Here is a 7,393-nt window from a genome sequence, read left to right as displayed (position 1 = left end):
GAGGCGGGCGGCGGCCCGGGGCGGGCGCTCACCGGCGGCCTCGCCAGGGGACGGTCAGCCGTTCCAGTCCGCGGAAGGCGGAGTCCAGGACGATTCCGGAGAGGCCGATGGCGATGATCCCGGCGATGACGACATCCGTCTGGTTGTAGCGCTGGGCGTCGCGGATCATGCCGCCGATGCCGGGCACGCCGTTGACGGTCTCGGCGGCGACCACCGAGGTGTAGGCGACGCCGAGGGCGATCCGCACGCCGGTGAGGATCTCGGGCAGCGCGGCCGGCAGGCGCACCGACAGCAGCAGCGTCACCGGGCCCGAGCCGAGGGTCCGGGCCGCCTCGACCAGGTCGCCCGGCACGCCGCGCACGGCCGCGGCGGTCGCCGCCGCGATCGGCGGCAGCGCGGCGACGACGAGCAGCCAGATCTTCGGGGACTCGTCGATGCCGAACCAGATGACCAGCAGCGAGAGGTAGGCCAGCGGCGGCAGCGTCCGCAGGAAGGTGACCGCGGGTTCCAGCACCACGGCGACCGGCTTGACCACGCCGATCAGCAGGCCGAGCGGGATGCCGACGAGGGCCGCGTACCCGGTGCCGACACCGATCCGGCGCAGCGACACCGCCAGGTGCTCGGCGAGCAGGTACCCGCTGTGGCCCCGGACGCCGTCGTGGACGGTCGACGCCTCCACGAAGGCGCTCCACACCTCGGCCGGGGACGGGACGAGGACGCGCGGCCACACCCCGGCCGCGACGACCGCCTGCCAGGCGGCGAGGAGGACCGCGAGGGCGACCAGCCGCAGGGCGGTCCACCGCACGACCGCGGGGCGGCGGCGCCGCGCGGGCGGCTTGTCGGCGGGCGGCGCCACCGGCAGGGTCTCCTCGGCGAGGGTCATCGGGCGGCCTCGGTGAGGGCGCGGAGCCGTGGGGCGACCTCTTCGCCCACCCGGAGGGCCTCCTCCAGGTGCGGGTACCCGGAGAGGACGAACTCGTCGACGCCCAGCTCGCGGTACTCGAAGAGGCGCCGGGCCACCTCCTCGTGCGAGCCGACCAGGGCGGTGCCCGCGCCCTCGCGGACCAGTCCGATGCCCGCCCACAGATTGGGTGCGACGGTCAGGTTCTCGGCCGTGCCGCCGTGCAGGGCCGTCATGCGGGCCTGGCCGGTGGAGTCCATGCGGGCGAAGCGTTCCTGCGTGGCGCGGATCGCCTCGGGGTCGAGGCGGCCGAGGATGCGGTCGGCCTCTGCCCAGGCCTCGGCCGCGGTGTCACGGGTGATCACGTGCAGCCGCAGCCCGAACCGCACGGTCCGGCCGGCGGCGGCCGCCTTGCCGCGGAGCCGCTCGATGCGCTCGGCGACGGCGGCCGGGGGCTCGCCCCACAGCAGCTGGACGTCGGCCTGGCGGGCGGCGACGTCTTCGGCGGCCGGGGACGCGCCGCCGAAGTAGAGGGGCACCGGGGCGGCGAGGGTGGGGTTCTCCAGCCGGGCTCCGCTCACCCGCACGTGGGCGCCGTGGTGGTCGACCGGCTTGCCCGCCAGCAACTCCCGGATCACCTGTATGAGTTCGCCGGTGCGGGCGTAGCGCTCGTCCTTGGACAGGTGGTCGCCGTACGCCCGCTGCTCGGCCGGGTCGCCACCGGTGACCACGTTCAGGGCGATCCGGTCGCCGAACAACCGGCGGAAGGTGTCGGCCTGTTGGGCGAGCAGGGTGGGGCCGGTCAGGCCGGCCCGGAAGGCGACGAGGAAGCCGATCCGTTCGGTGACCGCGGCGACGGCCGGCGTCAGCACCCAGGGATCCACGCAGCCCAGCCCCACCGGGGTGAGCAGCTTGTCGAAGCCGGCCCGCTCGGCGGCCCTGGCCACCTGGGCCAGGTACCCCAGGTCGGCGGGGCGGCGGGTGGCGGTCCGGGACCGGGCCTGGACGGCGGTGACGCCGCCGGGGTCACGGCCGTCGCCGCCGGTCGGCAGGAACCAGTGCAGGACGGGGGCAGGGCGCACGGGCATGGCGAAGCACCTCTGTGAGGGAAGGGGTGAGCGCGCGACGCCGGGAGGGCGTCGCACGAGGAGGAGGTGGCGCGCGAGGGCGCGCCGTCACCGCGGGGCGGCGGAACGGGAAAGGGCGCGCGCCAGGCGTGGAGGACGCCTCAGCGCGGCACGGACGTGTGCGCGGTCAGCTGCGGACGGCGCGGCACGGGAGGTCGGCCCGACACAGCATCCCGGCGACACGCAGAAGGTCCACGTGGCGGCGGGTGACGAGGAAGGGGGCCATGGGCGCATTGTGTATCCACCGGGGGCGCGCATCAAGACCGTGTCCGTCATCCGGAATCGGGTCTCACACACCGGACGCCTCACCCGGATCCGCCACCCCCTCGCCCGGCGGGTCCGCACGCCACGGACAATGGACCCATGCGCATCTCTGCCAGGGCGGACTACGCGGTACGGGCCGCACTGCAGCTCGCCGCCTCGCGGGACGACGGCCCGGTGACGGCCGAGGCCATCGCCGAGGCCCAGGACATCCCGCACAAGTTCCTCGAGGGCATCCTCAACGACATGCGCCGGGGCGGCCTGGTGACGAGCCGGCGCGGCGGCAACGGCGGCTACCGCCTCGCCCGGCCCGCCGGGTCCGTCAGCGTCGCCGACGTCATCCGTGTCGTGGACGGCCCCCTGGTCTCGGTGCGGGGGGTGCGCCCGCCCGACCTCGCCTACACCGGGCCCGCCACCTCACTGCTCCCGCTGTGGATCGCCCTGCGGGCCAACGTGCGCGAGATCCTGGACGGCGTGTCGCTCGCCGACCTTGCGGCGTCACAACTACCGGAGCAGGTAACGGAGTTGACGGGCCGCCCGGAAGCCTGGACGAACCCCTGACCGGACCGGCGCATTCCGCCTGATCCCACGATCCGAGAAGCAGCTGTCCGTAATCTGAAACACATCTTGGTCCCCGGCCGGGTTTCTGCCACGATCCCCAGCATTCAGGTAGGAAAGACCGGGAAACGAAGTGAGGGGTGTCATGCGTCCGTTCGACCGCGCCACCCTGTCGTCCCTCCTCCTGACCTCGCGCCGGCACGTCGATCTCGGCCGCACCTCGAGCGCCATCTGTCGCTCCGTCTGAGCCGACCGCCCCGTCCCGCCCGCCCCGGCGGTCCGGCCCGCGGGACGGCCACGCCCCGTGCCGCGCACCCTGCCGCGCACCGGGCGCCCGCACCACCCGTGCGTCTTCCTCCGCCCTCCGGCGCCTGACGGCCCTTCGGCCGTCGACGGGCCCGGCGGACGGAACAACGGCGTACCCACCGGGTTCCGCCATGCCTTCTCGCGTTCCACGCGTTCCAGCCCTTCCTCGAGAGGACACCTCCGTGTCTGCCGTCAGACCGCTCAGCGCCCTGCGCACCCTCGCCGCCCTCACCGCTCTCCCCCTCCTGCTCACCGCTTGCGGCTACGGTTCCGACGCCGCCGACGACAGCAAGGAGACCAAGGTCTCGGCGGGCGCGAAGAAGCTCTCCGCCGACGAGGTGAAGATCGGCTACTTCCCGAACCTCACCCACGCGACGGCCCTGGTCGGCGTCCAGGAGGGCCTGCTCCAGAAGGAGCTCGGCGGCACCACGATCAAGGCGTCCACCTTCAACGCCGGCCCGTCGGAGATCGAGGCGCTCAACGCCGGGTCGATCGACATCGGCTGGATCGGCCCCTCCCCCTCCATCAACGGCTACACCAAGTCGGCCGGCAAGAGCCTGCGTGTCATCAGCGGGTCCGCCTCCGGCGGCGTGAAGCTGGTCGTCAACCCTGACCGGATCAAGACCCTCGACGACGTCAAGGGCAAGAAGATCGCCACGCCGCAGCTCGGCAACACCCAGGACGTCGCGTTCCTCAACTGGGTCGCCGAGAAGGGGTGGAAGGTCGACGCGGAGAGCGGCAAGGGCGACGTCTCCGTCTTCCGCACCGACAACAAGATCACCCCGGACGCCTACAAGTCCGGTTCCATCGACGGCGCCTGGGTGCCCGAGCCGACCGCGTCCAAGCTGGTCGCCGAGGGCGGCAAGGTGCTGCTCGACGAGTCGGACCTGTGGCCGGACAAGAAGTTCGTCATCACCAACATCATCGTGTCGCAGAAGTTCCTCGACGAGCACCCCGACGTCGTCGAGGCGGTGCTGCGCGGCTCGGTGAAGACCAACGCGTGGATCAACGCCAACCCGGACGAGGCCAAGGCCTCCGCCAACGCGGCGCTGAAGGAACTGACGGGCAAGGACCTGCCGGCGGAGGTGCTGGACCCGGCCTGGAAGTCCGTCACCTTCCTCGACGACCCGCTGGCCGCCACGCTCGAGGCGCAGGCGCAGCACGCGGTGAAGGCGGGCCTGCTGGAGAAGCCGAGCCTGAAGGGCATCTACGACCTCGCCCCGCTGAACAAGGTCCTCGAGGCCGAGGGCAAGGACGCGGTCGACGACGCCGGCCTCGGCGTCCGGTAGCAACGACCGGCCCCCTCGGGCCGGACCCCAGGAGGCGGTGGCCGAGCGGCCACCGCCTCCGCGGCGTTCCTGGACGGGGCAGGGCGGGGCGGCATTCGTCCCCGACTCGGGGGTACCCGGCACCTCTCGACGCCCACCGGTCTGGAGGCAGGAGCCGTGAACATCGTTGCGGACGGCGGGGATTCGCTCCGGGGCGGGAACGAAGGTCCCGAGTCCGTCATCACCGTCTCACTGTGGCTGAGCGTCTTCGCCTCCGCGGCACTGACCGTGCTGGGAGTGATCGTCGCCTTCGTCGAACCGACCGTCGGCGTGACCCTTGGTGTCGTCGGTGCCGTCTTCACCGCCGGCACGTGCCTGGCCCTGCGGGGCCGAAGGCGCGCCCAGCCGCCCCGATCTCAGCGGAACGCCTGAACTTTCGTTCACAACGGCAGGAGTTGAAGCAATGGCGCGCCTCAACGAAGAGCTGTACGGATCCCGGTCGGCGGTGCGCCGCAACCGGCTGGGCGCGATCGGCTTCGGGGCGATCGCGGTCGCCGCAGGGCTGGCACTCGTGCTGCGCGGTAACGCGGGAGGCTGGTCCGCGGTCGGCATCGGCGCGGCCGGCGTCCTCCTCGTGACGTTGCTGCCCAAGGCGCTCGGCAGGGGGACCGGCCGTTGACCGTGACCCTGGCCGCCCTCTGGTTCCCCCACGGCGCGGCGGGAGTCGTGCTGCTGGTGATCGCCTGCGCCGCGGTCGTCGCCGGCGTCGTCATGGGGCGCAGGGACGGTCGGTAGTTCCGCGCACCGCGACCAGGCCGGACTCGTAGGCCAGCACGACGAGTTGAGCGCGGTCGCGGACGTCGAGCTTGGTCATGGCGCGGTTGACGTGCGTCTTGGCGGTCAGCGGGCTGATCACCATGCGGGCGGCGATCTCGTCGTTGGAGAGGCCGCGCGCGACGAGGGTGACGGCTTCGCGTTCGCGGACGGTCAGCCGGTCCAGCACGACGGCCGGGGCGGCCGGGGGCGGCTGGGCGAGGTGGCGGTCGATGAGCCTCCGGGTCAGCGCCGGCGCGAGCAGCGCCTCGCCGCGCGCGGCCACGCGCACGGCGTGCACCAGGTCGTCGGGGAGGATGTCCTTGACCAGGAACCCGGCGGCCCCGGCCCGCAGCGCGTCCAGGACGTACTCGTCCATGCCGTAGTTGCTGAGGACGACGACGTGCACCGCGGCCAGTGCCGGGTCGGCGGCGACGCGGCGGGTGGTCGCGATGCCGTCGAGGACCGGCATCCGGATGTCGACCAGCATCACGTCGGGCAGGTGTCGCGCGGCGAGGGCGAGGCCCTCCTCGCCGTCGCCGGCCTCGGCGACCACTTCGATGTCCGCCTCCAGGCTCAGCAGGGCGCGGAATCCGCTGCGGATCAGCGGCTGGTCGTCGACGAGCAGGACACGGATCACGACGCCGGCTCCACGGGCAGTTCGGCGCGGACCGTGAAGCCGCCCCCGTCGCGCGGCCGGGCCTCGAGCCGGCCGCCGAGGGCGGTGACGCGTTCGCGCATGCCGAGCAGCCCCAGCCCCGGGGCGGGGGCCGCGGACGGTGCGGCCCTGCCGTCGTCGTCGATCCGGACGGTCAGCCGGTCCGCCCCGTGACGGACGCTGACGTCGGCCGTGGTCGCGCCGACGGCGTGGCGGGCGGTGTTGGTGAGCGCCTCCTGGACGATCCGGTAGGCGGTGCGGGCCACCGCGGCCGGCACGTCCCACCGCTCCCCCTCGACCCGCAGGGTCGCCCCGACACCGGCCGACCGGGCACGTTCCACCAGGTCGGAGAGGTGTTCCAGACCGGGCGGCGGGGCGGTGTCGTCGTCCCGCAGCGCCTCCAGGGTGGCCCGCAGCTCCCGGCTCGCCTCCCGCGCGGCCTCCTGGATCGCCGACAGCGCCGGCGGCACCTCCTGGCCCCGCCGCCGGGCCACGTGGACGGCGACCTCGGCCTGGAGCTTGACGATCGATATCTGGTGGGTGAGCGAGTCGTGCAACTCCCGTGCGATGTGCAGCCGTTCCTCGTCCGCGCGGCGCCGGGCGGTCTCCTCCCGGGTCCGCTCGGCCTCGTCCGCACGCCGCTCCGCCTGACGCACGGCCTCCCCGGTGGCGAAGGCGGCGACGAGCCAGGCCAGTTCGAGGACGTGCCGTGGCCCGGCGAGCGCCTCGGTGACGGGCAGTCCGTCGCGCAGCAGCAGGGCGCAGACGTGCAGCGCGGCCAGCAGGACCGCCGAAACCGCCAGGGCGAAGGGACGCCGGCCGGCCCGCACCACGCCGTACACGGCGACCAGGTAGGGCACGGCCAGCACCTCGGCGCCGGCCGCCTGGTATCCCAGCGCGCACAGCGCCGTGACGACCAGGACCGGCAGGGGCGCGCGGCGCCGGACGGCGAGTGCGAGGCCACAGGCGCCGAGGAGCACCAGGGCGGGCACGCCGAGGTGGCCGTCGCCTTCGGGCAGGCCGCCCTGGGACGGACCTCCCTCGGACAGGCCGCCGACGACCAGCAGGGCCGCCGCGCCGAGGGCGGTCATCGCGTCCACGGCGGCCGGCGGGACGCGCAGCCGCCCCTTCCCCACGCACAGTGCCATGCCCGCACCCTAGTGACCTTCCGGGCGGTGCGGATCCGGCTCACGGACGAGGGCCGGCTACCGCGTCCGCGGTACCCGCGCGCCGGGCTGCGGCCCGCGCGGCAGGTCGTGATGTCCACGTCCGGGGGACGCCCCGAGCGCCGGTCCGGCGACATGCTCGGGGCCGGACGAAAGGGGAACGGCATGGACGCGGCACAGCTCTGGTCGGCGGCGCCCGCGGGCGGGGCCATCGGCGACGGGCGGACCGGGGCGAACCTGGCGCTGCTGGCGGCGGCGGTGGGCCTGGTCCTGGGCTGGTGGGCGCTGCGCACGGCGGCCCGGGGGGAGGGCCCGGCGGTGGTCCCGCAGCTCTT

Annotated in this window: 10 protein-coding genes; 5 read left to right on the top strand and 5 right to left on the bottom strand. The window is 74.1% G+C overall.

Going from position 1 to position 7,393, the window contains the following annotated elements; translation table 11 throughout:
* Nucleotides 1-28: 28 nt before the first annotated feature.
* The 3 genes from ACOV8S_RS04020 to ACOV8S_RS04010 form a co-directional block, all read right to left on the bottom strand.
* Entirely contained in the window at nucleotides 29-883 is an 855-nt protein-coding gene (locus ACOV8S_RS04020; RefSeq protein WP_448316133.1) for an ABC transporter permease, read from the bottom strand.
* Nucleotides 880-1,989, bottom strand: a complete 1,110-nt coding sequence (locus tag ACOV8S_RS04015; protein WP_448316132.1) for an LLM class flavin-dependent oxidoreductase — start codon at nucleotides 1,987-1,989, stop codon at nucleotides 880-882. The genes ACOV8S_RS04020 and ACOV8S_RS04015 overlap by 4 nt, the downstream gene beginning before the upstream one ends.
* Nucleotides 1,990-2,155: 166 nt before the next feature.
* Nucleotides 2,156-2,254 (bottom strand): putative leader peptide, encoded by a 99-nt coding sequence (locus ACOV8S_RS04010; protein WP_351116371.1) that lies wholly within the window; start codon nucleotides 2,252-2,254, stop codon nucleotides 2,156-2,158.
* Between the two features lie 137 nt (nucleotides 2,255-2,391).
* On the opposite strand from ACOV8S_RS04010, the gene ACOV8S_RS04005 reads away from it, so the two are divergent.
* From ACOV8S_RS04005 to ACOV8S_RS03985, 5 genes are all read left to right on the top strand, one after another.
* Nucleotides 2,392-2,850, top strand: a complete 459-nt coding sequence (locus tag ACOV8S_RS04005) for an RrF2 family transcriptional regulator (protein WP_448316131.1) — start codon at nucleotides 2,392-2,394, stop codon at nucleotides 2,848-2,850.
* Nucleotides 2,851-2,992: 142 nt separating this feature from the next.
* A complete protein-coding gene (locus ACOV8S_RS04000; protein WP_351116369.1) occupies nucleotides 2,993-3,094 on the top strand; it encodes a putative leader peptide in 102 nt (33 codons plus the stop codon).
* Nucleotides 3,095-3,335: 241 nt separating this feature from the next.
* Nucleotides 3,336-4,442 carry an ABC transporter substrate-binding protein gene (locus ACOV8S_RS03995; RefSeq protein ID WP_448316130.1) on the top strand — a complete coding sequence of 369 codons (1,107 nt, stop codon included), beginning with the start codon at nucleotides 3,336-3,338 and terminating at the stop codon, nucleotides 4,440-4,442.
* A gap of 156 nt (nucleotides 4,443-4,598) precedes the next feature.
* Nucleotides 4,599-4,853 carry a hypothetical protein gene (locus ACOV8S_RS03990; RefSeq protein WP_448316129.1) on the top strand — a complete coding sequence of 85 codons (255 nt, stop codon included), beginning with the start codon at nucleotides 4,599-4,601 and terminating at the stop codon, nucleotides 4,851-4,853.
* A 31-nt stretch (nucleotides 4,854-4,884) separates the two neighbouring features.
* The gene (locus ACOV8S_RS03985; protein ID WP_448316128.1) at nucleotides 4,885-5,100 is read left to right on the top strand and encodes a hypothetical protein; all 216 of its coding nucleotides are present in this window, start codon (nucleotides 4,885-4,887) and stop codon (nucleotides 5,098-5,100) included.
* Nucleotides 5,101-5,190: 90 nt separating this feature from the next.
* Here the strand turns inward: ACOV8S_RS03985 and ACOV8S_RS03980 are convergent, their stop codons facing one another.
* Nucleotides 5,191-5,874: a response regulator gene (locus tag ACOV8S_RS03980; protein WP_448316127.1), complete on the bottom strand. Its 684-nt coding sequence runs from the start codon at nucleotides 5,872-5,874 to the stop codon at nucleotides 5,191-5,193.
* On the bottom strand, nucleotides 5,871-7,040 hold the full coding sequence (locus ACOV8S_RS03975; protein WP_448316126.1) for a sensor histidine kinase: 1,170 nt from the start codon (nucleotides 7,038-7,040) through the stop codon (nucleotides 5,871-5,873). The genes ACOV8S_RS03980 and ACOV8S_RS03975 overlap by 4 nt, the downstream gene beginning before the upstream one ends.
* Between the last annotated feature and the right edge of the window lie 353 nt (nucleotides 7,041-7,393).

The sequence above is a fragment of the Streptomyces sp. CO7 genome (assembly GCF_053474865.1).
This window is presented reverse-complemented; position numbering and strand designations above follow the sequence as displayed.

Excerpts from the sequence above, each read along its gene's own strand:
- ACOV8S_RS03975 (WP_448316126.1), bottom strand. The coding sequence starts at position 7,040 with ATGGCACTGTGCGTGGGGAAGGGGCGGCTGCGCGTCCCGCCGGCCGCC.
- ACOV8S_RS04020 (WP_448316133.1), bottom strand. The coding sequence starts at position 883 with ATGACCCTCGCCGAGGAGACCCTGCCGGTGGCGCCGCCCGCCGACAAG.
- ACOV8S_RS04000 (WP_351116369.1), top strand. The coding sequence starts at position 2,993 with ATGCGTCCGTTCGACCGCGCCACCCTGTCGTCCCTCCTCCTGACCTCG.
- ACOV8S_RS03985 (WP_448316128.1), top strand. The coding sequence starts at position 4,885 with ATGGCGCGCCTCAACGAAGAGCTGTACGGATCCCGGTCGGCGGTGCGC.
- ACOV8S_RS04015 (WP_448316132.1), bottom strand. The coding sequence starts at position 1,989 with ATGCCCGTGCGCCCTGCCCCCGTCCTGCACTGGTTCCTGCCGACCGGC.
- ACOV8S_RS04010 (WP_351116371.1), bottom strand. The coding sequence starts at position 2,254 with ATGGCCCCCTTCCTCGTCACCCGCCGCCACGTGGACCTTCTGCGTGTC.
- ACOV8S_RS04005 (WP_448316131.1), top strand. The coding sequence starts at position 2,392 with ATGCGCATCTCTGCCAGGGCGGACTACGCGGTACGGGCCGCACTGCAG.